General features: G+C 71.6%; 20 protein-coding genes. 15 read left to right on the top strand and 5 right to left on the bottom strand.

Annotated features, from left to right (window positions below):
- The first annotated feature begins 8 nt into the window (after positions 1 to 8).
- Positions 9 to 626: a mycothiol-dependent nitroreductase Rv2466c family protein gene (locus ACSYDW_RS01075; protein WP_438336853.1), complete on the top strand. Its 618-nt coding sequence runs from the start codon at positions 9 to 11 to the stop codon at positions 624 to 626.
- Positions 627 to 1,048: 422 nt separating this feature from the next.
- Here the strand turns inward: ACSYDW_RS01075 and valS are convergent, their stop codons facing one another.
- Together valS and ACSYDW_RS01065 are read right to left on the bottom strand one after the other, a co-directional pair.
- Complete coding sequence (valS, locus tag ACSYDW_RS01070; RefSeq protein ID WP_438336852.1) at positions 1,049 to 3,676, bottom strand: valine--tRNA ligase; 2,628 nt, start codon at positions 3,674 to 3,676, stop codon at positions 1,049 to 1,051.
- A gap of 206 nt (positions 3,677 to 3,882) precedes the next feature.
- Positions 3,883 to 5,595 (bottom strand): glycoside hydrolase family 13 protein, encoded by a 1,713-nt coding sequence (locus tag ACSYDW_RS01065; protein WP_438336851.1) that lies wholly within the window; start codon positions 5,593 to 5,595, stop codon positions 3,883 to 3,885.
- A gap of 249 nt (positions 5,596 to 5,844) precedes the next feature.
- Here ACSYDW_RS01065 and ACSYDW_RS01060 point away from each other — a divergent pair, with 249 nt between their 5' ends.
- Complete coding sequence (locus ACSYDW_RS01060; protein ID WP_438336850.1) at positions 5,845 to 7,065, top strand: ROK family protein; 1,221 nt, start codon at positions 5,845 to 5,847, stop codon at positions 7,063 to 7,065.
- A gap of 62 nt (positions 7,066 to 7,127) precedes the next feature.
- Entirely contained in the window at positions 7,128 to 7,493 is a 366-nt protein-coding gene (locus ACSYDW_RS01055; protein WP_438336849.1) for a DUF488 domain-containing protein, read from the top strand.
- A 41-nt stretch (positions 7,494 to 7,534) separates the two neighbouring features.
- Here the strand turns inward: ACSYDW_RS01055 and ACSYDW_RS01050 are convergent, their stop codons facing one another.
- Positions 7,535 to 8,872 carry an amidase family protein gene (locus ACSYDW_RS01050; RefSeq protein ID WP_438336848.1) on the bottom strand — a complete coding sequence of 446 codons (1,338 nt, stop codon included), beginning with the start codon at positions 8,870 to 8,872 and terminating at the stop codon, positions 7,535 to 7,537.
- 85 nt (positions 8,873 to 8,957) lie between these two features.
- A complete protein-coding gene (locus ACSYDW_RS01045) occupies positions 8,958 to 9,710 on the bottom strand; it encodes a helix-turn-helix transcriptional regulator (protein ID WP_438336847.1) in 753 nt (250 codons plus the stop codon).
- A 184-nt stretch (positions 9,711 to 9,894) separates the two neighbouring features.
- Between ACSYDW_RS01045 and ACSYDW_RS01040 the strand changes: the two genes are divergently transcribed.
- From ACSYDW_RS01040 to ACSYDW_RS00985, 12 genes are all read left to right on the top strand, one after another.
- Positions 9,895 to 10,656: a sirohydrochlorin chelatase gene (locus tag ACSYDW_RS01040; RefSeq protein ID WP_438336846.1), complete on the top strand. Its 762-nt coding sequence runs from the start codon at positions 9,895 to 9,897 to the stop codon at positions 10,654 to 10,656.
- A 76-nt stretch (positions 10,657 to 10,732) separates the two neighbouring features.
- Positions 10,733 to 12,448, top strand: coding sequence for a nitrite/sulfite reductase (locus ACSYDW_RS01035; protein ID WP_438336845.1), 1,716 nt, complete (start codon positions 10,733 to 10,735; stop codon positions 12,446 to 12,448).
- The gene (locus tag ACSYDW_RS01030) at positions 12,445 to 13,173 is read left to right on the top strand and encodes a phosphoadenylyl-sulfate reductase (RefSeq protein ID WP_438336844.1); all 729 of its coding nucleotides are present in this window, start codon (positions 12,445 to 12,447) and stop codon (positions 13,171 to 13,173) included. The genes ACSYDW_RS01035 and ACSYDW_RS01030 overlap by 4 nt, the downstream gene beginning before the upstream one ends.
- A 76-nt stretch (positions 13,174 to 13,249) precedes the next feature.
- Positions 13,250 to 14,179: a sulfate adenylyltransferase subunit CysD gene (cysD, locus tag ACSYDW_RS01025; protein WP_438336843.1), complete on the top strand. Its 930-nt coding sequence runs from the start codon at positions 13,250 to 13,252 to the stop codon at positions 14,177 to 14,179.
- On the top strand, positions 14,179 to 15,612 hold the full coding sequence (locus ACSYDW_RS01020) for a sulfate adenylyltransferase subunit 1 (RefSeq protein WP_438336842.1): 1,434 nt from the start codon (positions 14,179 to 14,181) through the stop codon (positions 15,610 to 15,612). The genes cysD and ACSYDW_RS01020 overlap by 1 nt, the downstream gene beginning before the upstream one ends.
- A gap of 84 nt (positions 15,613 to 15,696) precedes the next feature.
- Positions 15,697 to 16,881: an ABC transporter substrate-binding protein gene (locus tag ACSYDW_RS01015; protein WP_438336841.1), complete on the top strand. Its 1,185-nt coding sequence runs from the start codon at positions 15,697 to 15,699 to the stop codon at positions 16,879 to 16,881.
- Positions 16,878 to 17,600, top strand: coding sequence for an ABC transporter ATP-binding protein (locus ACSYDW_RS01010; protein ID WP_438336840.1), 723 nt, complete (start codon positions 16,878 to 16,880; stop codon positions 17,598 to 17,600). Before ACSYDW_RS01015 ends, ACSYDW_RS01010 begins: the two co-directional genes overlap by 4 nt.
- A complete protein-coding gene (locus ACSYDW_RS01005; RefSeq protein WP_438336839.1) occupies positions 17,590 to 18,591 on the top strand; it encodes an ABC transporter permease in 1,002 nt (333 codons plus the stop codon). The genes ACSYDW_RS01010 and ACSYDW_RS01005 overlap by 11 nt, the downstream gene beginning before the upstream one ends.
- 107 nt (positions 18,592 to 18,698) lie before the next feature.
- The gene (gene cobA, locus ACSYDW_RS01000) at positions 18,699 to 19,976 is read left to right on the top strand and encodes a uroporphyrinogen-III C-methyltransferase (protein WP_438336838.1); all 1,278 of its coding nucleotides are present in this window, start codon (positions 18,699 to 18,701) and stop codon (positions 19,974 to 19,976) included.
- A gap of 100 nt (positions 19,977 to 20,076) precedes the next feature.
- A complete protein-coding gene (locus tag ACSYDW_RS00995) occupies positions 20,077 to 21,660 on the top strand; it encodes an FAD-dependent oxidoreductase (protein ID WP_438336837.1) in 1,584 nt (527 codons plus the stop codon).
- A 38-nt stretch (positions 21,661 to 21,698) separates the two neighbouring features.
- The gene (locus tag ACSYDW_RS00990; RefSeq protein WP_438336836.1) at positions 21,699 to 22,490 is read left to right on the top strand and encodes an SDR family oxidoreductase; all 792 of its coding nucleotides are present in this window, start codon (positions 21,699 to 21,701) and stop codon (positions 22,488 to 22,490) included.
- Positions 22,491 to 22,542: 52 nt separating this feature from the next.
- Positions 22,543 to 24,288, top strand: coding sequence for an alpha/beta hydrolase (locus tag ACSYDW_RS00985; RefSeq protein WP_438336835.1), 1,746 nt, complete (start codon positions 22,543 to 22,545; stop codon positions 24,286 to 24,288).
- Positions 24,289 to 24,818: 530 nt separating this feature from the next.
- On the opposite strand, the gene ACSYDW_RS00980 is transcribed toward ACSYDW_RS00985, so the two are convergent.
- Positions 24,819 to 26,543 carry an HNH endonuclease gene (locus tag ACSYDW_RS00980; RefSeq protein ID WP_438336834.1) on the bottom strand — a complete coding sequence of 575 codons (1,725 nt, stop codon included), beginning with the start codon at positions 26,541 to 26,543 and terminating at the stop codon, positions 24,819 to 24,821.
- Between the last annotated feature and the right edge of the window lie 96 nt (positions 26,544 to 26,639).

The following is a 26,639-nucleotide window of genomic DNA, read 5'->3' as shown; positions in this document are numbered from 1 at the left end:
GCAAGCACTTGTCTGAAAAAACCCGTGTCGATTTCTGGTTCGATCCCGCATGCCCATTCGCCTGGGCCACCTCGCGCTGGGTGCTGGAAGTCGAAAAGGTCCGGGACATCGAAGTCGCCTGGAACGTCATGTCGCTTGCCGTGCTCAATGAGGACCGCGAGGACCTGAACGAGCACTACCAGGAGCTCATGGGGAAGGCCTGGGGCCCGGTGCGCGTGATCATCGCCGCCGCCGAGGCACACGGTGAAGACGTCATCGGATCCCTCTACACGGCCATGGGCGAACTGCTGCACTACGAAAAGGTCACCGACTACGCCGAGGTCGTTTCGCGGGCGCTTGAAACCGTTGGGCTCCCCGCTGAACTCGCTGACGTTGCCTCCAGCACCGATTTCGACGACGCGCTGCGCGTGAGCCACGACAAGGGTATCTCGCAGGTGGGCCAGGACGTGGGAACCCCGATCATGTCGTTGAACGGCACCGCGTTCTTCGGCCCGGTCATCACGCGCGTGCCGGCCGGCGAGGAAGCCGGAACGCTGTTCGACGCCACCGTGACGCTGGCAGCGTACCCGCACTTCTTCGAGCTCAAGCGCAGCCGCAACGAGATGCCGGAGTTCAACCTCAACTAAGCGGCAAACCCGTCAAGAGGCGATATCGCCAGCAACTTCCGGCAAGGGCTGGGGTGGAGCACAGACTTCCGCCCCGGCCCTTGCCCGTACCCGTGAGAGTGCGTATAAAAGATATACGCATCGATACCGGAACGATGCCGAACGAAAACCAAAGACGCAGAGACGTGGTCGTGGAATCTCTTCGAACACGGTTGTAGCAGCGATACAACAAGACCTACGTACCGAGGATTTCGTCCGGTTCTCGAATCATCGCTGAAAGAGGACCTGCCGAGTCGAAGCCCCTCCGACATTAGTGTTTGTTGGCCGAAGGGGCTTCCCCTCTGTCCGGGGCAGGAACCCGGAATGCCCGAAGTCGCACAAACCAAGAGGTCGGTGACCGCCATATGGCGGTCACCGACCTCTTTGCTCTTGCCGTGGAATTGCTAGGCCTGGACGGGTTCCTCGGCCGGGGCCAGCACGACATCGCTCACGGCGATGGCGCCCTCGGCGGCCACCAGGGTCAGGTCCTTGGCGTTGCCGGCGGCCAGCAGGTCGCCGAGCCCGCGGCGCAACAGCTCCAGCTGGGCCTCGGGTGCCGAGACGACACCGCTGAGTACCTCGGTGCGCTGCTTGACCTTGGCCTCGGACTTGGCCTTGCGGATGCCCGAGAGCGCCTCGCCGACGATGGGCAGCACCGCGGTGTCGGCGCCGGCGACGGCATCGGCCAGGTGGGCCGAGCTCGGCCATGCGGCGCGGTGCACCGAACCGGAACGCCACCAGCCCCAGACCTCTTCGGTCGCAAACGGCAGGAACGGCGCGAACAGACGCAGCACCGCATCGAGCGTGGTGGCCAGGGCAGCAAGCACGGAGGCCTGCTCCTCCTCGCCGCGGGCGCCGTAGGCGCGGTCCTTGATGAGCTCGACGTAGTCGTCGGTGAACGACCAGAAGAACGACTCGGTGATGTCCAGCGCGCGGGCGTAGTCGTAGGCGTCGAACGCGCGCGTGGCGTCGTCGATGACCTGCGACAGGCGGGCGAGCACGGACTTGTCCAGGCCGTTGGTGATGACCGAGGCATCGCCGGTGATGACGTTGGCCTCGGTGGCGCCGAGGTTCAGCACGAACTTGGAGGCGTTGAGGATCTTGATCGCCAGGCGGCGGCCGATCTTCATCTGGTTGATCTCGTACGCGGTGTCGGCACCCAGCTTGGCGCTGGCGGCCCAGTAGCGCACGGCGTCGGACCCGTAGTCGTTGAGCACGTCGGTGGGGACCACCACGTTGCCCTTGGACTTGGACATCTTCTTGCGGTCCGGGTCAAGGATCCAGCCGGAGATCGCGGCGTGCTTCCAAGGCGCGACATCGTGCAGGGCATCGGCGCGCACGGCGGTGGAGAAGAGCCAGGTGCGGATGATGTCGTGGCCCTGCGGGCGCAGGTCGAACGGGAAGACCTTGTTGAAGAAGTCGTCCTCGCGGGACCAGCGACCAACGATCTGCGGGGTCAGCGAGCTGGTGGCCCACGTGTCGAGCACGTCGGCGTCGCCGATGAAGCCGCCGGCGACGTTGCGCTGGGACTCCTCGAAGCCCGGGGCCGCGTCGGCGGCCGGGTCGACCGGGAGCATCCCGTCGGTCGGCAGGATCGGGTTCTCGTAGTCCGGGTCGCCCGCGGCGTTCAGCGGGTACCAGACGGGTACCGGGACGCCGAAGAAGCGCTGGCGGGAGACCAGCCAGTCGCCGTTCAGGCCCGAGATCCAGTTCTCGTAGCGCGAGCGCATGAAGGAGGGGTGGAACTCGATCTGCTCGCCGCGGGCGATCAGGCGTGCGCGGCGGTCCTCGTCGCGGCCGCCGTTGCGGATGTACCACTGGCGGGAGGAGACGATTTCCAGGGGCTTGTCGCCCTTTTCGAAGAAGTTCACCGGGTGGCTGATCTTCTTCGGCTCGCCGTCGAGCAGCTCCGCGGCCTTCAACAGCTCGACGACGCCCTCCTTGGCGGAGAACACCGTCTTGCCGGCGATCTGCGCGTAGGCTTCGCGGCCGGCCTCGGTGGTGATCCACTCCGGGGTCTCGGCGATGACGCGGCCGTCGCGGCCGATGATCGCGCGGGTCGGCAGCTGCAGCTCGCGCCACCAGGTGACGTCGGTCAAATCGCCGAAGGTGCAAACCATCGCGATGCCCGAGCCCTTGTCCGCCTTGGCCAGCGGGTGCGGGTACACGGTGACCGGGACGTCGAAGAGCGGGGAGGTGACGGTCTTGCCGAAGAGCGGCTTGTAGCGCTCGTCGTCCGGGTTCGCGACAAGGCCGGCGCAGGCGGCCAGCAGTTCCGGGCGGGTGGTCTCGATGAAGACCTGGGTGCCGTCCTCCGCGGTGAACGGGTAGCGGTAGTACGCGCCCGGCATCTCGCGGTCCTCGAGCTCGGCCTGGGCGACGGCGGTGCGGAAGGTGACGTCCCACAGGGTCGGGGCCTCGGACATGTAGGCGTCGCCCGCGGCGAGGTTCGCCAGGAAGGCGCGCTGGGACACTGCGCGCGAGTCGTCGTCGATGGTGCGGTAGGTCATGTCCCAGTCGACGGACAGGCCCAGGGTGGAGAAGAGGTGCTCGAAGACCTTTTCGTCCTCGACCGCGAGTTCCTCGCACAGCTCGATGAAGTTCTTGCGGGAGACGACGTCCCAGTCGCGCTGGTTCTTCGCCGGGGTGGCCGGCGGGCGGTAGCCCTCGACGTAGGCGTAGGTCGGGTCGCAGCGCACGCCGTAGTAGTTCTGCACGCGGCGTTCGGTGGGCAGGCCGTTGTCGTCCCAGCCCATGGGGTAGAAGACGTTCTTGCCGTTCATGCGCTGGTAGCGGGCCAGCACGTCGGTCTGGGTGTAGGAGAACATGTGTCCCACGTGCAGCGAACCCGAAGCGGTCGGCGGCGGGGTGTCGATCGAGTAGACCTGCTCGCGCGTGGTCTGCGGGTTGAACTTGTAGGTTCCCTCGGCACGCCAGCGGGCGTCGAGGCGTTCCTCCAGGCCCTCCAGTGCGGGCTTGTCGGGAACGGAAACTGTTGCGGGCGTGTCTGTGCCCAAGGTGTCTTCAGCCATGGCTCCCATTCTTCCATGTCCGCGCCGTTACCCCCAGTCGGGGCCGGGGTGGTGCGCGCCACAAACGCGCCGCGGGACAGGCCCCGGGGCGCGGCGCGATGAAGCGTGCGCCCCGGGGGAGTCGCCAGGGAGCCGCCCGGGAGTCACCCGGCGGGGACCCGTGCGGTTTCGGGGTCCGGGCCGACAGCGCGGGCCAACGGTCAGGGTCAGGGGGCGAACCAGAGGGTGGTCTCTCCGGGGACCTGGGTGGCCGGCGCGCTGCCCGGGTCGGTGTCGGGGCCGGTGCCGGCTCCGCTGGAGAGCACGATCCGGGATGCGTCGAGCCCCTCGGGCAGGTCCGCCGGTTCGGTGCCGAAGTTCGTCAGCACCCGCCAGCCGTTGGGGCGCCGGTAGTGGGCCAGCGTGGCCTCCGGCTCCGAGACCCATTCCAGCGATTCGGTTCCCTGCAGGGTGCGGCGCCACGCCAGTGCCGAGCGGTAGAGCTCCAGCGTGGAACCCGCCGTGCCGTCCTGCGCCGTGACCGCGTGGCGGGAGAACCACGCCGGCTGGGGAAGCCAGGGTGCGCCGCCGAAGCCGAGGTTTTCCCCCGAGGCGTCCCACGGCAGCGGCACCCGGCAGCCGTCGCGGCCCTTGACCTTGCGTTCCGTGCGGAACCAGGTGGGGTCCTGCAGGGATTCCGGGGGCAGGTCCGCTGCCTCGAAGAGGCCCAGCTCCTCGCCCTGGTAGAGGTAGGCGGAGCCGGGCAGGCCCAGCATGAACAGCGTTGCGGCGCGGGCGCGGCGCAACCCGCGCTCCGGGTCCGCCGCCGGTTCCAGGCCGCCGGAGAGCAGCCAGGCTTCCCGGCCAGCGCCGTCGGTGCCGTCGGGAAGGGCGTAGCGCGAGGGATGGCGGACGACATCGTGGTTGGAGAACACCCAGGTGGAGGACGCGCCGGAGGCCTCGGCCTCGGCCAGGCAGCGGGCGACGATGCCGCGGAAGGCGGCGGGCTCGAAGGGCGCCTCCAGCAGGTCGAAGTTGAACGCCTGCCCCAGCCCGGTGGGCCTGGCGTAGCGCAGCCGGCGCTCGGTGAACGGCACCCAGGCCTCGGCGACCGCGGTGCGCGGCGGGTCGTAATCGTTGAGCACCGAGCGCCAACCCGCGTAGATCTCGTGGACGGCGTCGCGGTCGAAGAGCACGTCGGAGCCGTCGTCGACGGTGATCGCCAGGTCCGGCTTGGAGCGCAGCGGCAGGCTCATGTCCTTGACCAGGGCGTGGGCGACATCGACGCGGAACCCGTCAACGCCGCGGTCCGCCCAGAAGCGCAGCGTGGTGTGGAAGTCCTCGCGCACTTCCGGGTTCTCCCAGTTCAGGTCGGGCTGTTCGGAGGCGAAAAGGTGCAGGTACCACTGGCCCGGGCGACCCGCGTTGTCCCCGGCGGATTCTGTGACGCGGCTCCAGGCGGGCCCGCCGAAGTGCGAGGGCCAGTCCGAGGGCGGAAGTTCGCCGTGCTCGCCCAGCCCGTCGTGGAAGTGGTAGCGGGCGCGTTCCGGTGAGCCCGGGGCCGCAGCGAGCGCCGCGGTGAACCACTCGTGGCGGTTGGAGCTGTGGTTGGGAACGACGTCGGCGATGACCTTGATGCCAGCCGCATGCGCCGCGGCGACCATGGCGTCGAAGTCCTCGAGGGTTCCCAGTCGCGGGTCGACATTCCGGTAGTCGTCGACGTCGTAGCCGCCGTCGGCAAGCGCCGAGGGGTAGAAGGGGGAGAGCCAGATCGCGTCGATGCCCAGCCGGGACAGGTAGTCGATGCGGGAGGTGACGCCGGCGAGGTCGCCGATGCCGTCACCGTTGGAGTCAGCGAAGCTGCGCGGGTAGATCTGGTAGACGGCGGCCTGGCGCCACCAATCCCCGTCCGGTGTGGCTGGCTGTTCTGTCTGGTTCACGGTGCGGTGGTCCTCTCGTGGCGCCGGCCGGCGGGGCAGGGCGGTGTGGCAGGGCGGTGGGGCTGCGGCGGGACATGGTGCAGCCGGCGCGCGACGAAGGGCCTCGCGCCTAGATTATTTTTATGACGAAACTAATTGTGTTGTCAAGGTCCGCCCAGTCGGCAGGTACAGGGGGAAGCGGCGGTCCGGGCGGCCACCCCGGCATCGGGTGGATCGGCAATTACGACCGTCATGAAATAAACTTCCCCCATGTCAACGAAAGCCACGAGAGGAAGCAGGAGCGCCGCACGCGGCCAGACTGCCGGACCTGGCGGACCTGCCGGACCTGGCGGACCTGGCGATCCGGGCCCGGTGGTGCTCAGCGACCAGGAGCGCGAGGTGGCGCGTGCCCTGCTGGTCCACGGGCCCACCTCGCGCGCGCAGCTTTCCCGGCGGCTGGGGCTCAGCGCCGCCAGCCTCACCCGGCTGGGCAAGCCGCTGCTCGATGCAGGGATCGCCACCGAGATCGACCTGGTGCTGGACGGGAGCGTGGGCCGCCCGGTCCGGCTGCTCGACATCCGCCAGGACGCCCGGTTCTTCGTCGGGATCAAGCTCACCGGGACCTCGGCCCAGGGGGTGCTCACCGACCTGCGCGCGAACTGCCTGGCGCGCGGGGAGCGGGAGCTGCCGGGCCACGGCGAGGACCAGGTGCTCGGGACCCTGGCGGCGCTGGCCGCCGAGCTGCGCGTGCGCTCCGGCAAGCCCGTTGCCGGCATCGGCATCTCGATCGGCGGACAGGTCTCCGGCGGGACGCTCGTGGAGCGGGCGCCCTTCCTGGGCTGGCGCAACGTGCCGCTGGGGGAGCTGCTGCGCGAACGCACCGGGCTGCCGGTGCTTCTCGAGAACGACGTGACGGCGCTTGTGGCGGCGGAGCAGTGGTTCGGCGCCGGGCGCGGGGTGGACGACTTCGCCGTGGTGACGCTGGGCGCGGGCATCGGGTACGGGCTGGCCATGGGCGGGAAGGTGGTGCGCGGGCGCGACACCGGGTTGGGACTCGGCGGCCACTTCCCGATAGACCCCACCGGCCCGTGGTGCCCCGCAGGGCACCGCGGCTGCTCGACGGCGATGTTCTCGATGCCAGGTATTTGCGCTCAGGTTTCCGCGGCGCTGGGGCGCGAGGTCGGCTACGCGGAGGTGTTCGGGCTGGCGGAGGCGGGTGATCCCGATGCGTCGTCTGTCCTGCGCAGCGCGGCGCACGCGCTGGGGCGCTTCCTGGCAGCCGCCGCCAACCTGGCCATGGTGAACACCGTGGTTCTCGGCGGCGAGGGCATCGAGCTGTTCACCCGGTACGGCGGCGAAGTGCGCAGCGCCCTGTCCGCGGACCGCGACCCCGAGGCCGGAGAGGTACGCCTGGAGGTGCTGGGCGGGGATTTCGACAAGTGGGCGCGCGGTGCGGCGGCGGTTGCCATCCGGGAGTTCGCCTTCGCGTGAGTCCGCCGTCGACTGGGTCGGCGGTGCTGGAGGAACCGCCCGGCTCGGGCTAGGGTTCGGACATGGGCACTTTCCGCGTCATGCGCGCATACGACGAACCGGACGGCGGATTCCGGGTGCTGGTGGACAGATTGTGGCCGCGCGGGCTCAGCAAGGAACGCGCGCAGCTGGACGACTGGGCCAAGGACGCGGCGCCGTCAGCCGAGCTGCGGGTCGCCTTCAACCACATGGCCGAACGCTACGCCGAATTCCGAGAACACTACCTGCGGGAACTGGAGACGGGTTCCGCGGCTGCGGGGGCCGGGCGCCTGCTGGCCCTGGCCGCCGACCACCCCGACATGGTGCTGCTCTTCGCCGCCCGCAACCAGGTGGAGAACCATGCGCTGGTGCTGCGCGACTATCTCGAGGCGCGGCAGGCGGAGGGGTAGACGGAGCGCAGGGCCAGCAAGGCGCGCCGGTCCAGGGCAGCTCAGTCGAGCAGCGCCTCGAGGCGCGCGGCGAGCGAGAGCAGTTCCCGGTCCCGGTGGGCGGTGCCCTGCAGGGTGATGCCCACGGGCAGGCCGCCGGCCGTGAGCCCGGCCGGAAGCGTCACGGAGGGCACGCCCAGCACGGTGCCGGGTCCCGTGTGCCGGGTCACCAGCGGGAAGAGCGGCACGGACCGGCCGAGGTGCTCGACGGTGTCGTCCTGACCCAGCAACTGCGGGACGGTCGGCATCGTCGGGAAGAGCAGCGCCGCGATGCCGGCGTCGGCCATCGCGGCGGCATACCGTTCGCGGGCGATGTCCGTCAGTCCGCGGGCCGCGGCATAGGCGTCGGCCGTCACGGGGTGCTCCACGTAGCCCTGCAGGATGGCCCTGACATCGGGCGATGCCGCGCGGGCGGGCAGCTGTGCCAGGGCCTCGCCGGGGGCGATGTCCTCCGCCGCGGCCAGGTAGGCGGCCAGCAGGCGCGGGGCTTCCCAGCCGACAAGGTCCCACTGGGCGGCATCGGTCAGCGCGAAGACCGGATCCAGGTCGATGTCGACGATGTCGGCGTGGGCGCCGAGCCCCTCCAGCACCGCCTCGAAGCGCAGCCGGACCGCCGGGTCCAGGTCCCGGCGGAAGGCGGTGGGCACGCCGAGCACCGGCAGTTCCCCCTCCCGTGCGGCCTCCGGCTCGTGGGTGACCCAGGCGTCGACCAGCGCGGCATGGGCGACGCTGCGGGTGTGCACGCCGACGGTGTCGCGGGACCAGGAGAGCCCGATGGTGCCGTCGTTAGGCCAGCGGCCGGTGCTCGGGCGGAAGCCGACGACGCCGCAGGAAGCGGCGGGCACCGAGATCGAGCCACCGGTGTCCGTGCCCAGCGAGACCGGGACCAGGCCCGCGGCCACCGCCGCCGCGCTGCCGCCGCTGGAGCCGCCGGCCGAACGCAGCGGGTCGAAGGGGTTGCGCACCGGGCCGAAGGCCGCGTTGTTGCTGGTGATCCCGAACGCCAGCTCGTGCATGTTCGTCAGCCCGGCGACGCGGCCCCCGCGGCGCTTGAGCGCCGTGACCACCAGGGCGTCGGCGTCGGCCAGGTGGCCGCCGAACACCGGGCTTGCCGCGTTCGCCGGCATGCCGCGAACCTCGATGTTCGCCTTGACCGCGAAGTCGAAGCCGCCGGCGAGGTCCGCGGTGCCCACGGCCTCGGTTCTGTCACCGGCATCGTCACCGGCGCCGGCGGGGCGGTGGGTCCAGATCCCGGGCTCCAGGTCACGGCCCGTCATGCCGTCGGTGCCGGTGCCGGTGCCGGTGCCCGTGCCTTCCGTGCCTATGCCGTGCTCGCTCATGCCGTGTCCTTGCCTCTGTAGGGGAGTCCCCGCGGGGAACGCTGCCGGGCACGAGCCTATGCGCGGACCCGGGGCGGCGCCATCGTCAGTTCTGCCGACTTGACGACCGCGGTGCCTCCTGCAGCGGGCCCCACCGGGCGGCGAGTTCGCTGCGGCTGCCGACCCCGAGCTTGGCGAAGACCCGGGACAGGTGGGTGCGCAGGGTTCCCAACGAGCAGCCAAGCTCGGCGCAGGCCGCGCGGTCGCTCACGCCGCGGGCCACGGCGAGGGCCACGTCGCGTTCGCGCGCGGTGAGCGAATCCAGCCGGGAGCGGCCTCCCTCGCCCGGCAACCGGCCCCCGCCCGGCAGCAGGCGCTGGAGAAGGTCGCCGCTTCCTTGCAGCAGCCGCACCTGCTCGCCGCTGAACGGCGTGCGGCCGGCCGCGCGCCAGATGCGCAGGTCCAGGGTCCCGGGCAGCGACTGCGCGGGAAAGTAGTTCATGCCCTCGGCGAGTCCGTCGACGGCCAGGAAATCGCGGTGGAACTCCGACTCGTGCAGTCGGGCGGGGTCGACGGCGTCGAAGACGCGCATGGCCCGGCCCGCAGCGCGCATCCGGGGCGTGAGCGGGTCGTGAAATTGGTAGTGCCCCAGGTAGTTGCCCATGTTCTCCGCTGACATGTTGATCCACACCGGGGCGGCGAAGGATCCGTCGGCACCGACCCGGCAGGAGGCGAAGAAGTCGGCATCGAAGAGGCGCAGCAGCGCGTGCCCGAGCGCCAGGCGGCGGCCGCGCTCATCGGATTCCGGGGCAGCGGTGAGTGATTCGAGGAACCCGGAGAAATCCGCAAGCGTGCCCATGGGGGTGGTCCTCCCTGCCGGTGGGGTACACAGGGGAACCGGCGTACCGGGAACAGTCTGCCACGGACGGCGGGCCGCGGCTCCCGGACGGGGCGGTGTGCAGGCCGCCCGCGCCGGTGCAGGGGCGGGCAACGAAACGACACGGTGCTTGGGGCAACGCACCGGCGGTGGTTAGGCTTCGCTCATGTCACCACGGAATTCACTGAACCAGCACGTAGAAGCACCCACCGGGCCGCGGCCCCTGCACGTGGTCGCCTGCGCCCACGGCACCGACAACACGAGGGGCCGCGGGCTGGTGGACGGCCTGCGCGCGGACCTGGCGGCGGTGCTCGCGGCCCAGGGCGTGCACGCGCAGGTGCACGAGGCCTATGTCGATGTGCAGGAACCCGGGCTCGGCGCGGTGCTCGCCGCGTTGCCGCCCGGGGAGGACGCCGTCGTCGTCCCGTTGCTGCTCTCGGAGGGCTTCCACACCTCGGTGGACATCGCCGAGGCGGTGGCGACACGTCCGGCAACCCGCACCGCCGCCCCGCTGGGCCCGGACCCGCGCCTGGCCGGGGTGCTGGCCCGGCGCCTGGCCGAGGCCGGGCACCGGCCCGGGGACGCGGTGGTGCTCGCCGCGGCGGGCACCCGGATCGAGTCCGGGCAGCGGCAGGCGGCCCGGATGGCGCAGCTGCTGGCCGCGGAACTGGGACAGCCGGTGGCCGTGGCGTACTGCTCCGCTGCGGCGCCGTCGGTACCCGATGCGGTGGCCGCGGCCCGCGCGGCGGGGGCGCAGCGGGTGGGCATCGCCTCCTTCCTGCTGGCCCCCGGGTTCTTCCACGACCGGCTCTCCGGCGCCGGCGCCGACCATGTCTCCGGGGCGCTGCTGCCGGACGTAACACTCGCTCAATGTGTCGCCGGAAGACTCGCCGAGGCACTCGCGGATGGTGCCGCGGGCACCGAATGAGTCGCCGCGTGACGAGATGACGCTTCGGGTCGGGAGGCGTTGGCGGGGTGCCCCGGGCCGGACTTAGGGTCGGGGCATGACACAGGCAACCGACACCCCGGCCCGCACGCGGCCCGCCCGCCCCGCGGCCAAGCCGCACGGGCAGTGGAAGATCGACGGCACCGCGCCGCTGAACCCCAACGAGGCGTTCAAGGCGGACGACAACGGGCTGAACGTGCGCGAGCGCATCGAAAAGGTCTACGCGCACGGCGGGTTCGACTCCATCGACCCCACCGACCTGCACGGCCGCTTCCGCTGGTGGGGTCTCTACACCCAGCGCAAGCCGGGCATCGACGGCGGCAAGACCGCCACGCTGGAGCCGCACGAGCTCGAGGACCGCTACTTCATGCTGCGCGTGCGCATCGACGGCGGCACGCTGAGCACCGAACAGCTGCGCACCATCGGCGGGATCTCCCGCGACTTCGGCCGCAACACCGCCGACGTGACGGACCGGCAGAACATCCAGCTGCACTGGATCGACGTCGTCGACGTCCCGGAGATCTGGCGCCGGCTCGAGGCCGTCGGGCTGGACACCACCGAGGCCTGCGGGGACGTGCCGCGCGTGATCCTGGGCTCCCCGGTGGCTGGGATCGCCAAGGACGAGATCATCGACCCGACCCCGGTGATCCGCGAGATCCGCGAGCGCTTCATCGGCGACGCCGAGTTGGCGAACCTGCCGCGCAAGTTCAAGACGGCGATCTCCGGGCACCCCTCGCAGGACGTGGTGCACGAGATCAACGACATCGCGCTGATCGCCGTCATCCACCCGGAGCTCGGCGCCGGCTACGACCTGTGGGTCGGCGGCGGGCTGTCCACCAACGCGCGGCTTGCCGAGCGCCTGGGCGTTTTCGTCTCCGCGGAGGTGGCCGCCGAGGTGTGGCTGGGCGTCGTGTCGATCTTCCGCGACTACGGCTACCGCCGGCTGCGCAACAAGGCGCGGCTGAAGTTCCTGATGAACGACTGGGGGCCGGAGAAGTTCCGCCGCGTGCTTGAGGAGGAATACCTCGGCTACGCGCTGCCCGACGGCGACGCGCCGGCGAAGCCGACGACCCCCGGGGACCACGTGGGCATCCACGAGCAGAAAGACGGGCGCTTCTTCATCGGCGCATCCCCGAACGCGGGCCGGCTCTCCGGCACGCTGCTGCTGGAGCTGGCCGACCTGCTGGAGCGCCACGGCTCCCGGCGGTTGCGCACCACCCCGCACCAGAAGCTGCTGGCGCTGGACATCCCCGCGGAGTCTGTCGCTGCCGCCGCGGCGGAGCTCGACGCGCTGGGCCTTGCCACGGCGCCAAGCATCTTCCGCCGCTCGGCGATCGCCTGCACCGGCATCGAGTTCTGCAAGCTCGCGATAGTCGACACCAAGGACACCACCATCGCCGCCGTCGCCGAGCTGGAGGAACGCTTCGCCTCGAAGTCGGCGGTGCGCCTGCCGGCATCGCTGTCCCTGCACGTGAACGGCTGCCCGAACTCCTGCGCCCGCATCCAGACGGCGGACATCGGGCTCAAGGGCCAGCTGCTGCCCGACGGCAACGGCGGGCAGACCCCCGGCTTCCAGGTCCACCTGGGCGGGGGCCTGGCCTCCACCTCGCGCGACGAGGCCGGCCTGGGCCGCACCGTGCGCGGCCTGAAGGTCACCGCCGCCGAACTGCCCGGCTACGTCGAGCGGGTGCTGGAAAACTACTCGGCGGGCAGCCACGAGGGCGAGTCCTTCGCCGCCTGGTCGCACCGTGCCGCGGACGAGGACGTGCTGTGAGCGCCGCGAACGTGGTTGCGGACGCCGCGGACCGTGCTCTGGCCGACCGCGCGCTGGCGGAGGCCGGCGCCGCGGCGCTGGGCTTCGACGCCCCGGCCGCCGAGGTCATCGCCTGGGTCAAGGCGAACTTCGCGACCGCCGAGGTGGCCGTCGCCTGCTCGATGGCCGACGCGGTGCTGCCGGCTGTCGTGGCCGAGGCGCTGCCCGGGGTCGACGTGCTCTTCCTGGAGACCGGCTACCACTTCGGGGAGACCCATGCGACGCGCAACGAGGTCGCCGCGGCGCTCGACGTGCGGATCGTCGACGTGCTCCCTGAGCGCACCGTGGAGCAGCAGGACGCCGAGCTCGGCCCCCGGCTGCACGAGCGGGACCCTGGCACCTGCTGCAGGCTGCGCAAGATGGAGCCGCTGGCGAAGGCGCTGGCCGGCTACCGGCTCTGGTTCACCGGCGTGCGCCGCGACGAGGGCCCCACCCGCGCCGACACGCCGCTGGTGACCTGGGACGAGGCGCACGGCCTGGTCAAGGTCAACCCGCTGGCCGCCTGGAGCTTCGAGGAACTCACCGGCTACGCCGCGGAACGCAACGTCCCGGTGAACCTGCTGCTGGCCCACGGCTACCCCTCGATCGGCTGCGCACCATGCACCCGCCCGGTGGCCGAGGGCGAGGACCCGCGTTCGGGCCGCTGGGCGGGCCTGGCCAAGACCGAATGCGGCATCCACCGATGAGCCGCACCCGCCCCGTTTCCCACCGACTTTCCCATCGACTTTCCCACAGCGTTTCCCACCGACGAAGGAGCCAGAGATGAGCGCCACCACGACAGCCGCCCCCGCGCCGGCCGGCACCACGGATGTGCTCGACGCCCTGGAGGCGGAGTCCATCCACATCCTGCGCGAGGTCGCCGCGGAGTTCGAACGCCCCGCCATGCTCTTCTCCGGCGGCAAGGACTCCGTGGTCATGCTGCACCTGGCCACCAAGGCCTTCTGGCCCGGCACCGTGCCCTTCCCGGTGCTGCACGTCGACACCGGGCACAACTTCGCCGAGGTCATCGCGTTCCGCGACCGCACCGTCCAGAAGCTGGGCCTGCGCCTTGTCGTGGCCAGCGTGCAGGACTACATCGACGACGGGCGGCTCGCCGAACGCGCCGACGGCACCCGCAACCCGCTGCAGACCACCCCGTTGCTGGACGCGATCTCCGCGAACCGCTTCGACGTGCTCTTCGGCGGCGGGCGCCGCGACGAGGACAAGGCGCGCGCCAAGGAACGCATCCTGTCCCTGCGCGACGAGTTCGGCCAGTGGGACCCGCGCAACCAGCGCCCCGAGCTGTGGAACCTCTACAACGGGCGGCACACCCCGGGCCAGCACGTGCGCGCGTTCCCGATCAGCAACTGGACCGAGCTGGACATCTGGCGCTACATCGAACGCGAGGGCATCGAGCTGCCGGAGCTCTACTACGCCCACGAGCGCGAGGTCTTCGAGCACTCGGGCATGTGGCGGGCCGTCGGGGAGTTCAGCGCCCCGGCAGCGGGCGTGCCAGTGGAAACGCGCACCGTGCGCTACCGCACCGTGGGGGACATGTCCTGCACCGGGGCCGTGCTTTCGGCGGCCCGCACGGTGGCCGACGTCATCCGCGAGGTCGCCACCACCACGCTGACCGAACGCGGGGCCACCCGCGCCGATGACCGCATCTCCGAGGCGGCCATGGAAGACCGCAAGAAGGACGGCTATTTCTAATGAGCACCACGAACCTGGACATCCCCGCGGCACCTGCCGCAGCTCCCACCGCAGCCACTGTCACGGCACCCCCCGCAAGCCTCGGCACGCGCGGGCTCTTCCGCTTCGCCACCGCCGGTTCCGTCGACGACGGCAAATCCACGCTGGTCGGCCGGCTGCTGCACGACGCCAAGGCCGTGCTGGCCGACACCCTGGAGGCGCTGGCCCGCACCTCCGCGGAGACCGGCTTCGGCGGCGGCGACGGCACCCTGGACCTGGCGCTGCTCACCGACGGGCTGCGCGCCGAGCGCGAGCAGGGCATCACCATCGACGTCGCCTACCGCTACTTCAGCTCCGGCGCGCGCTCCTTCGTGCTCGCGGACTGCCCCGGGCACGTGCAGTACACCCGCAACACCGTCACCGGTGCCTCGACGGCCGACGCCGCCATCGTGCTGATCGACGCACGCAAGGGCGTGCTGGAGCAGACGCGCCGCCACCTGGGCGTGATAGGCCTGTTGCGCGTGCCGCACGTCATCGTCGCGGTGAACAAGATCGACCTGATCGACTACGACGAGGCGCGCTTCGCGGACATCGCCGCCGACGTGGCCCGCGTGGCCGCCGGGCTGGGCCTGCCGGCGCCGCACACCCTTCCGGTCTCCGCACTGGTGGGCGACAACGTGGTGGAGCGCTCCGCACACACCCCCTGGTACACCGGGCACACGCTGCTGGGGCTGCTCGAATCCCTGCCGACGCGCGACGAGCAGGCCACCGGCGGGGACGTGAACGGGGAAGCGAACCGAGGCGGGAGCCGGGCCGAGGCGTTCCGCTTCCCGGTGCAGCTGGTGCTGCGGCCGCAGGGGGCACTGGCCCCGGGGCTCGATGCCGAGGCGTTCCGCGACTACCGCGCCTATGCCGGGGCGGTCACCGAGGGCACCGTCGCCGTGGGGGACCGGGTCACCGTCGCCTCCCCGGGAGCCCCGCGCCGCGAGACCACCGTGGTGGGGATCGACGCCGCGGGCGTTGCGCTGGAATCGGCCGCCGCGCCCGCCTCGGTGGCGCTGCGGCTGGCCGACGAGATCGACATCGCCCGCGGGGACACCATCGCCGCGGCCGGGACGCTGCCGGAATCCTCCGCCGAACTCACCGCGCAGCTGTGCTGGCTGGCCGCCGCGCCGCTGCGCCCGGGCGCCACGGTGCTCGTGAAGCACGGCACTGCCACGGTGCGCGCCCGCGTGGAGGCCATCACCGGGGTGCTTGACCTCGAGGACTTTGCGCTGCGGCCCGCGGAAACACTGGAACTCAACGACATCGGCACGGCTCGGCTGCGGCTTGCCGCGGCGCTGCCCACCGAACCGTACGCTGCCCACCACCGCACCGGGGCGTTCCTGGTGATCGACCAGCAGTCCGGCAACACGCTGGCCGCCGGGCTCACCGGCGAACGCGCCACCCGGTAGCCACCGGGCCGGACACCCCGAACCGCCCCCAACCCAACCCAACCCAACCCAACCCAACCCCGAGACCCCGAGGACACCCCGCCCATGGACACCATCAGGTACACCGCCGAGCCACCGCACCGCGGCCCCGGCCGCCGCGCGCTGCTCGCCGGGGGCACGGGACTGCTGGGACTGCTGGTCCTCGGCGCCGCGGCAACCACCACGGTGCCGCGGCCCGGGACCGCCGCTGCGGCACCCGCCACCCCGGCGCCCGCCCTGCGGCTGGGCTTCTTCGCGAACCTCACGCACGCCCCGGCGCACGTCGGGGTCGCCCGCGGGCTCTTCACCGCGGAATTGGCCGGCTCCGGCACCGTGCTGGAAACCAGCACGTTCGGGGCCGGGCCGGAGGCCGTCGAGGCGCTGAACGCCGGCGCCATCGACGCCGCCTACCTGGGGCCGAGCCCGGCGATCGCCGCCTTCACCGCCAGCGGCGGGCGCGGGCTGCGCGTACTGGCCGGCGCTGCCTCCGGCGGCGCCCAGCTGGTGGTGCGCGCTGGGATCACCGGTGCCGCAGGGCTGCGCGGGGCAACCCTGGCCACCCCGCAGCTCGGCGGCACGCAGGACGTCGCGCTGCGCACCTGGCTCGCCGGGCAGGGGCTGGAAACGGATCTGCGCGGCGGGGAAGTCTCCATCACCCCCACGGCCAACGCGCAGACCCTTGAACTCTTCCGCTCCGGGGCGCTGGACGGGGCTTGGCTGCCCGAACCGTGGGCCTCCCGGCTGGTGCTGGAGGCAGGCGCCACGGTCCTCGTCGACGAGGCCGACCTGTGGGACGGGACCGACACCGGCGCGCCGGGCAAGTTCCCCACCACGGTGCTGGCGGTCTCCCCGGACTTCGCCGCCCGCCACCCCGGGACCGTCGACGCCCTGCTGCGCGGGCACCTTGCCGCGCTCGACTGGATCAACTCCGCCACGCGGCCCGAGGTGCTCAAGACCCTGAACGGGCAGCTGGAGCTGCTCGCCGGTGCGGCGCTCTCCGACGCCGTGCTGGAGCGCGCGCTGGGCAAGCTGGACTTCACGGCGGACCCGCTGGCCGGGGCCTACCCGCGCCTGCAGGCCAACGCCGTCGCCGCGTCGCTCGCCGAACCGGCAAGCCTCGACGGGCTCGTGGACGGCTCCTTCCTGGAGCGGGCCCGTGCGGCCCGTGCGGCGAGCCCCTCGGCAGCAAGCCGCTCAGCGGCATCTTCCTCCGCGGCCGGCACCTCTGCCGGAACGGGGGCACGGGCATGAGCATCGTCATCGAGAACCTCTCCAAGGACTACGGCGCGGCACCCGTGCTCTCCGGCATCACCACCACGATCGCCGAGGGCGAATTCGTGGCGGTGCTCGGGGCCTCGGGCTGCGGGAAGTCCACGCTGCTGAACGTGATAGCCGGGCTCGAGCCGCCCACCGCCGGATCCGTCACCGTCCCGGCCGGCGGCGCCGCCTTCATGTTCCAGGACGCGGCGCTGCTGCCCTGGCTGACGGCGCGCGCCAACATCGAGCTCGCCCTGGAACTGCGCGGGATCGGCCGCGCCGAACGCCGCGAGCGGGCCGGGAAGCTGCTGGAACTAGTCCACCTTTCCGACGCCGGGTCCAAGCGCCCGCACGAGCTCTCCGGGGGCATGCGCCAGCGCGCCTCGCTGGCGCGTGCGCTCGGGCAGGACAAGCCCGTGCTGCTGATGGACGAGCCGTTCGCGGCGCTGGATGCGATAACCCGGGACCTTCTGCACGACGAGCTCGAAAGGCTCTGGCGCGCCCACCGGCGCACCGTGGTCTTCGTGACCCACAACGTCCGCGAGGCCGTGCGGCTGGGCCAGCGGGTCCTGCTGCTCTCCTCCCGCCCCGGCCGCGTGGCCGCGGAATGGGAGATCGACCCCTCGGTGCGCAGCGACCCGGCCGCGGCCGCGAAGCTCACCCAAGACATCACCCAGCGTCTGCGCGAGGAGATCCGCCACCATGCCCACTAGCCCCAGCACCGTTTCCACGCACGCCGGCGGGCAGTCCGGCAACCGTGCCGGCACCCCCTCCGGCACCCCCTCCGACGGGCAGCCCGGCACCCCCGCCGGCCACCCGGACGGCGGCCCCGGCAGCCCCGGCGGACCCGTCGACACCCTGAAGGAACTCGAGGCCGGGCTGGACAACCTGCAGGGTGCCCCGGCGGCCGCCCGCCGGTCCGCCGCCTCGCGGGTGCTGCTGCCGCTGGGCACGCTCATCGGCCTGCTGAGCCTGTGGCAGCTGGCCGCCTGGTTCGCCTCCCCGCGCGTCGACCTGTTCCCCGGGCCGCTCGAGGTGTTTGCCGCCGCAGCGGACCTGGCTGCCGACGGCCGGCTGGGGGAGGCCGTGGCCACCAGCCTGCAGCGCGGGGTGCTCGGGTTCCTGCTGGCACTGGCCATCGGCACCCCGCTGGGGCTGCTGCTTTCGGCCTCCCCGCTGCTGCGCCGAGGCATCGGCCCGCTGGTTTCCGGCCTGCAGGTGCTGCCGTCGGTGGCCTGGGTGCCGGCGGCCATCATCTGGTTCGGCCTCACCGACGCCACCGTCTACTTCGTCGTCGTCATGGGCGCGACCCCCTCCATCATCAACGGGCTGCTCTCCGGCATCGACACCGTCCCGCCGCTGTACCGGCGGCTGGGCACCGTGCTGGGGGCCGGCCGCGCCCAGGGCCTGCTGCGCATCGTGCTGCCGGCGGCGATGCCCGGCTACCTGGGCGGACTCAAGCAGGGCTGGGCATTCTCCTGGCGCTCGCTGATGGCCGCGGAGATCATCGCCGTCGGCGGCTCCATCGGCTTCGGCCTGGGTTCGCTGCTGCAGCAGGGCCGGGACCTGTCCTCGATGGCGGTTGTCGCCTGCGCGATCCTGGCGATCCTGGTGGTCGGCATCGTGATCGAGCTGCTGGTTTTCGCGCCCCTGGAACGGCGGCTGCTGCGCCGCCGCGGCCTGGCCCCCGGGGCCGGGCGATGAACCAGCGCTCCACGCACCCCGACTCCGACCACCCGATGCCCCGCCCGATTTTGAACCTGAACTTGAACCCGAATTTGCACCCGAACCCCCGCCCGAAGGAGCAGGCCATGACACCACCCACCGAGTCGCCCATCCACCCGCTGGCCCTGCGCCTGGCCGGCAAGGACGTGCTCTGCGTCGGCGCGGGAAAGGTCTCCGCCCGCCGCGTCGAACAACTGCTGGAGGCCGGGGCGAAGATCACCGTCATCGCCCCGGACGCCGCCGGGCCGATTGCCCGGGCCGCCGCCGCAGGGAAGCTCCTGTGGCTGCGCCGCGGCTACGAGCCCGGGGACCTGGAGGGCATGTGGCTGGCCCACACCGCCACCGGCAACAAGGCGCTTGACGCGCGGGTCTCCGCCGACGCCGACGCCCGGCAGACCTGGTGTGTCAACGCCTCGGACCAGGCTGCCTCCAGCGCCTGGACCCCGGCGGCCACGCGGACCTCCGAGGGCGTGACGGTGGCCGTCACCGCCGGCGGGGACCCGCGCCGCGCGGCCGGGCTGCGCAACGCCATTGCGCTGGCCGCCGACACCGGCCTGCTGCCGCTGCGCCGCCGCCGCTCGGGTGCCGGGTCCGTGGCACTGGTCGGCGGGGGCCCGGGCGACGCCGGGTTGATCACCGTTACCGGGCGCCGCCTGCTGGCCGCCGCCGATGTGGTGGTCGCCGACCGGCTGGGCCCGCGCGGGCTGCTCAAGGAGCTCGATCCGTCCGTGCGCATCATCGAGGTCGGCAAGGCGCCGGGCGACCACCTGGCCACCCAGGACGAGATCAACGCGGTGCTTGTCGCCGAGGCCAGGGCCGGCAACCGGGTGGTCCGGCTCAAGGGCGGGGACCCGTTCGTGCTGGGCCGCGGCGGCGAGGAGGCCGCCTACTGCCGCGAGCACGGCGTCGAGGTATCGGTGGTCCCCGGGGTCACCAGCGCCATCTCGGTGCCGGCAGCCGCCGGGATCCCCGTCACCCACCGCGGTGTGGCCACGGGATTCTCGATGGCCACCGGGCACGAGGAGCTCTCCGAGCTGCCGGCCCGGCCCGACCACACGCTTGTGCTGCTGATGGGCGTGGCCCGGCTGGCGCGCAACACCGCCACGCTGCTGGGCCGCGGGTTGCCCGCGGACACCCCGGTGGCGGTCATCGAGCGCGGCTGGTGCCCGGACCAGCGCATCACCATCGACAGGCTGGATTCCATCGCCGCCACCGCCGAGCGGATCGGCGTGGCGAACCCCGCGGTGATAGTCATCGGCGACGTGGTGCGCATCAGCCCGCACGCCGCCGGGACCCCCGCGGCAACTGCAGCGGCCACCCCCGCCGCTTCACCCGCGGCCCGCGAGCTGCTGCCCGCCGTTTGACCCGCCGGCTGAACCGATGGCCGCACCCGAAACCCACCCCCAGCCACACGGCGCAACACCCCGCAGCCACGACCCGCTGCCACACCCCCAGGAGACCAGCATGACCGAGAAGAACCCGCCCGCGACCACCACCGGGGCACGCACGGCCACGCCCGCCGCCTTCGCCGCCCGCCCGCTGCGCGTGGCCATCATCGGCGCCGGGCCCGCCGGCGTCTACGCCGCGGACATCCTCACCAAGGCCGAGCGCGACTTCGAGCTCGCCATCGACCTCTTCGACCGCTACCCGGCGCCCTACGGCCTGATCCGCTACGGCGTGGCCCCGGACCACCCGCGCATCAAGGGCATCGTCAAGGCGCTGCACAAGGTGCTTGACCGCGGGGACATCCGCTTCTTCGGCAACGTCGACTACGGCACGGACCTCACCATCGCCGAGCTGCGCGAGCACTACGACGCCGTCATCTTCGCCACCGGCGCCATCAACGACGCGGACCTGAACATCCCGGGCATCGAGCTGGAGGGCTCCTACGGCGGTGCCGATTTCGTCTCCTGGTACGACGGGCACCCCGACGTCCCGCGCACCTGGCCGCTCGAGGCCAAGGAAATCGCGGTGCTCGGCAACGGCAACGTCGCCCTGGATGTGGCGCGCGTGCTCTCCAAGCACGCCGAGGACCTGCTGGTCACCGAGATCCCGGAGAACGTCTACGCCGGCCTTGCCGCGTCCCCGGTCACCGATGTGCACGTCTTCGGCCGCCGCGGCCCGGCCCAGGTCAAGTTCACCCCGCTGGAGCTGCGCGAGCTCAGCCACAGCCGCGACGTGGACATCGTGCTCTACCCGGAGGACTTCGAGTTCGATGCCGCCTCCGACGCCCTGATCAAGTCCAACAACCAGGTCAAGACCATGGTCGGCACGCTGACCAACTGGCTGATCGAGCAGGAGGAACGCGAGGAGCGCGGGGAGGCCGCGGAAGCCGCGGAGGCCGCCGGGCGGGGTACCGGGCCCGGCCGCCCGCGCCGCCGCCTGCACCTGCACTTCCTGCAGTCCCCGGTGGAGGTCACCGGCGCCGGCGGAAAGGTCGACGGCATCAGGTTCGAGCGCCAGGAACTCGACGGCACCGGCAACGCGCGCGGCACCGGCGAGCTCGTCGACTACCCGGTCCAGGCGGTGTACCGTGCCATCGGCTACTTCGGCTCGGCGCTGCCGGAGATCGAGTACGACGGGCGCACCGGCACCGTGCCGAACCTCGAGGGCAAGGTGCTGGACGCCGCCGGCACCCCGGTGCCCGGGCTCTACGCGACGGGCTGGATCAAGCGGGGCCCGGTCGGCCTGATCGGGCACACCAAGTCCGACGCCGCGGAAACCATCGCCCACCTGCTCGCGGACCTCGGCGGGTTGCCGGTGGCGGCCAACCCGGCGCCCGAAGCCGTTGTGGAGCTGCTGGCGGCCAAGGACGTCGCCTACACGACGTGGGAGGGCTGGGTGGCCCTGGATGCGCACGAGCAGGTGCTCGGCGCCGCAGCCGCCCCGGCACCGACCCCGGACGGGCCGGTGGCGCGCGAGCGCGTCAAGGTCGTGGAACGCGCCGAGATGGTTGCCGTGTCCCGCCCGGTTGGGGACCACACCGGTGACCACGCCGTTGACCACTCCGGGGAAAAGGCGGGAGAACCTGCGGCCTCGCGCGGGTAGTGGCGACGCGGCGTCCCGCACTGGCTAGACTTTGGTGCATGTCACAACAGATTTCACATGCACCACAGTCACAGGCAGCAGCGGGGCACGCGGCGGTCGTCACCGGCGCCTCCACCGGGATCGGGGAGGCCACGGTGCGCGCCCTGCGTGCCGCCGGCTGGACCGTGTTCGCGGTGGCCCGCCGCGCCGACCGCCTCGAGGCCCTCGCGGAGGAAACCGGCGCCATCGCCGTGCCCGCGGACGTCACCGACGACGCGCAGGTCGACGCCGTGCTGGCCGCTGTGGCAGCAGCCGGCGGCATCGACACCCTCATCAACATCGCCGGCGGCGCACGCGGCGCCGACTACCTGGGCGCCGCGCAGAACGAGGACTGGGACTTCATGCTCCGGGTCAACGTCATGGGCACCATGAAGCTGACCCGCGCGTTCCTGCCGATGCTGCGCGCCCACGGCCAGGGCACCGTGCTGAACCTGACCTCCACCGCGGCGCTGGCCAGCTACGAGGGCGGCTCCGGCTACAACGCCGCCAAGGCCGCCCAGCGGGCGCTGACCAAGGCGCTGCGCCTGGAGGAGGTGGAGCACAACCTCCGCGTCATCGAGGTGCTGCCCGGGCTCGTGCACACCGAGGAGTTCGCGCTGCGCCGGCTGGACGGGAACGCGGAGGCCGCCGCGGCCGTCTACCGCGGCGTGGAGAAGCCGCTGACGGCCGACGACGTCGCCGGGGTCATCGGCTACGCGGTGAACCTGCCGCACCACGTTAACCTCGACGAGATCGTCATCCGCCCGGTGGCCCAGGCGGCAAACCACAAGCTGCTGCGCACGGGCGCCTAGCCGTTTCGCCATCCAGCCGCACAGCCCGCCACCGGATCGGAGCAGCACCGTCTTGAACCCCCTTCGCCGCGTCACCGCCTACCTGGGTGCGCACCTGGCCAACCTGCTCTGCGGGCTGGCGCTCGCGTCCCTGGCGCTGACCCCGTCGCTGGTGCCGCGGCCCACGGTCTTCCAGGGCTTCCTGGCCGGCCTGTGGTTCATGGTCGGCTTCCAGCTGGGCTTCGCGGTGCGCGGCCTGTGGCGGGTTCTCGCAGGGAAACTCGCCGGGAAGTTCCCGCGGACGAACCCACGGGTCGCAGCCGCCGCCGAAGCCGAGCTCCGGGGCGACAGGACACGGAGCTCGGCCATCGTCCCCGCGGCGGTGGGGATCGGGCTGCTGGCCTACGTTCTCGGCTACGGGGCCCTGGTGGTTTCCTGGCAGAACCGGGTCCGCGAACTGGTGGAGATGGAGCCGGTCGACGGCGCCGGACACGCCGCCTTCCTGCTGAGCACGTTTGCGACGATGGCAGTGTTCTACGGCATCGCCCGGGGTATCGGCGCGCTGCGTGCGCTGGTCGGCCGCCGCGTGGCGCGCCGGGGCGGTACCGAAGCCCGGGCGCGCTGGGCCTCGCGGGCCACGGGAGTGATTACTGTGCTGGCCCTGGTTGCCGGGCTGACCGGTGCCGGGCTCGCCGCCGTCGGCGGGATCTACGCGGACCGCGATGCGGGGACCCTCGCCGGGAGCGTGCGGCCGTTGCTTGATTCCCGCTCCGGCGGGCCAGGGTCCTTGGTCGACTGGGACGGGCTGGGCAGGCAGGGCCGCGCCTTCGCCGGCGGCGGGCCAAGCGCCGCAAACATTGCCGATGTCACCGGCGTGCCCGCCATGGAACCCGTGCGCGTCTACGCGGGGCTGTCCCAGGGGACCGACGTCCACGCGCGTGCCGCGCTGGTTGTCGATGAGCTGGTCCGCACCGGCGGCTTCGAGCGCGACGTGCTGCTCGTGGCCACGCCCACGGGCTCCGGCTGGCTCGAACCCCAGGCCATCGCGTCGCTGGAGTACTTGTACGGCGGGAGGACCGCCACGGCCTCGATGCAGTACTCGTTCCAGCCCAGCTGGGTCTCCTTCCTGTTCGACCCGCAGCTCGCGGCCGAATCCAGCCGTGCGCTCTTCGACGCCGTCCACGACCGCTGGCAGCAGCTGCCTGAAGGCAAGCGGCCCAAGCTTGCGGTCTACGGGCTGAGCCTGGGCGCGCAGGGCATGGCCGGCGGCTTCGAGGACCTCGACGACCTGCTGGCCCGCACCGATGCAGCGCTGTTCACCGGCCCGCCGTCCAACTCGCAGCCCTGGCGCGGGCTGCAGGCGAACCGCGATCCCGGCAGCCCCGTCTGGCAGCCGGTGTACCGGGAGGGGGAGCAGGTACGCTGGCAGTCCAAGCCCGGCGACTTCGCCGCGCTCGGCGGATCATGGCGACAGCCGCGGATCGGCTACCTGCAGCACGCCACCGACCCGATCACCTGGCTGGACCCCGCTGTCATCCTCCGGCGCCCCGAGTGGCTGGCCGGGCCTGCGGCATCGGGCGGCCGCGGAGCCGACGTGAGCGACTCCATGCGCTGGATCCCGGGCGTCACCTTCCTGCACCTGGTCACCGACATGCTGGTCAGCGAGGCCGTACCGCCGAGCCACGGACACAACTTCGGGGACGTCGCGGTCGATGGCTGGGCGCAGGTGCTGCCGGGCCATGGGCGCAGCGAGGCGCAGCTGGCATCGATCCAGTCGGTCATTGCGCAGATCGACACGCACGACCCCATCTGGGAGTAGCCACCCGGAGGTGCCGGATGCGCCGCTGGGAGCATCCCGCTGGGAACGCTGCCGCCGGGCGCCGCGGTATTCCAGTTCCGCGGAGGCGCCGCGACTTGGTTTGGAACCCAGCTCCTCGGGATGCTGATCACGGTTGCGACCTTGGGGATTTGCTACCCGTTCGCGGTGGTTCTGGTGGAGCGCTGGCGCGCGAAAACACCTACCTGCTGGGGCGGCCCATGTATTTCAAGGGAAGCGGCTGGGGGATCTTCGGGCTGTGGATCAAGTGGTTCCTGCTGTGCATCATCACGCTGGGATCTACTCGTTCTGGGTGTACCCGCGGCTTAGCGCCTGGAAAATCGAAAACACGGTGCTGAGCTAAGCCTTGGAGCGTGACGGTTGCCCTGAAACGGTGCCGTGCACCCGAACCCGTAAGGTTACCCGGCCCTGAACGGTCGGGTAACCTTACGGGTTGCTGTTTTAGGTGTGCCCGTCGCGGGCTTTGCGCTGCTTCCTGGCGGATCCCGGCACGCGCCCGGCACCAGCCCAGTTCAAGCGGCCTGGGGTTCCGCAGCGGGATGGAAAATCCAGTTGCGCCGGGGTATCTGCAACGGGTCCACAGATTTCGGCTGGATGACATGGGGCAGCCCCTTGAGCATCACGATGCGAAAGTGCCCGGCGTGGTGGGCCACGTGGCACCGAACGCACAACAGGCATCCGCGCGAGACATCGGTCCTGCCTCCCGCGCTCCACTCGTCAAGGTGGTGCGCCTCGGTCCGGTTCAACGGCATCGAGCATCCCGGATTGCAGCATCCCTTGTCCCTCACTGCGATCGCGCGGCGCTGGGCGCGGTTGAAGTACCTCCGGGTCCGTCCGAGTTCCAGCGGGACGCCCTTGCCGTTGAGCACGATGGGGATGATTCCCGCATTGCAGGCGATGCGCCGGCAATTCGAGGCCGAGATCTCCTGCCCGTGGTCGGTCACCCCCGCGTTTTCCAGTTCCCCGGTCAGGCTCTTGAAGTCGATGGTCACCGTGAGGGAGAAGTGCGGCAGCATCGGCATCTGCCCGCCGAGTTCCCCGCAGTTGTCCCTGGTTGTGTCCCCGGATCTTCCGCCGCTCGTGGTGACGATGCGGATCGAGTCGAGGACAAACTGGTGCAGGCGCTGGGCGCGCTGCCTGGCGTACGCCTGGTCGAGCGTCTCCCCGGGCAGCACCTCGACGCCCGGCTCGAGCCCGGCAGACCCGTTCCGGACCCCGGTCGTGTCGCCGAATCCTTCCACCGGCCGCATGTCCGGCGGAAGGGCCGGGTCGACCGCCCACTCCGGGATGGGAAGCGGCGGCGTGTCGGATTCCGGCGCGGGCGTGGTCCCGGCCTTGGTCGTGGGGTTGTTGAGGATGTCGGCAGCGGTGGCCAGCAGCTCGTGCCCCTCGGCGTTGGTGATGAGCCTGTATTCGTACCCTTTGTGGCTGTGCCCGAGGTAGTACGCGCCGATGAACATCGACTCCGATTCCTCGCGGCGCTCCACGATGCCCGCATCGAGCCGGCGGGCCTGGTCCTTGAGCAGCATGGCAGTGCCCTGTGAATTCCGGGTGGCCACCGCGTCCGCAAGCTCGGCCTCGAAGCGCCGCGCGACCTCATCCGGGTCGGCCTGCTTGCCGATCTCCGGACCCATGGCCTCGAGTTTCTTCGCGAGCCCGGCCACGGTCCGCGGATCGGCGGTGGCGTCGCTGAACACCTTGCCGAGCAGGGGGAACTTCGGCGGGACCTCCCGGCCATTGAAGCCGGCGTGCGGCAGCAGGTTGGCCGCCGTTTCCACGCGGTGCAGGGCCTGGAAGTGCGTGAGGTGCTGCTGGTTCTTGAGGAACTCTGCTTCGTCGCGGTACAGCGGTTTGCGGCCGGGGCGGTTGGTTTCATCGGCGGGCAGCTCCCGTGCCCCGGAGAGGAAGTCCGCGGGGTCGGCGAGCAGGGCGTTGAGTTCGGCCAGCGGGGCCTCGGTGATGGTGTGCAGGTCGGCGTCGGTGGCGCGGGCGGCGGCGAGGACCTGGCCGTAGCCGGCGATCCTGTAGAGGTCCTCGGTGAGGGAGACGAAGGCCGCGGCGCGGACCTGCGATGGGCCGACGGCCGCCGCGGCCCTGTCGAGGATGACCCGGAAGGCCGGCTTCAGGACGGCGAGCAGCCGCAACCCGTCTTCGGCGGCATCCCGGTTCGCGTGCGTAAAGACGGCGGCATCGATGGCGGCGGCGATCTGTTCCGCGAGGTCCTGCTGGTTGGTCATGACAGCAAGCATGGGCGATGGCGCGCCCCGGTGGGGGACACGGCGTGGGGAATGTGGATAAGTGCTGTCGGGTTTGGGGGGAGCTGCGCGTGCCCG

This window comes from Paeniglutamicibacter selenitireducens (assembly GCF_051550675.1).
Taxonomy (GTDB): Bacteria; Actinomycetota; Actinomycetes; order Actinomycetales; family Micrococcaceae; genus Paeniglutamicibacter.
The sequence above is the reverse complement of the archived record's forward strand: the minus strand, read 5'-3'. Positions and strand labels throughout refer to the sequence as shown.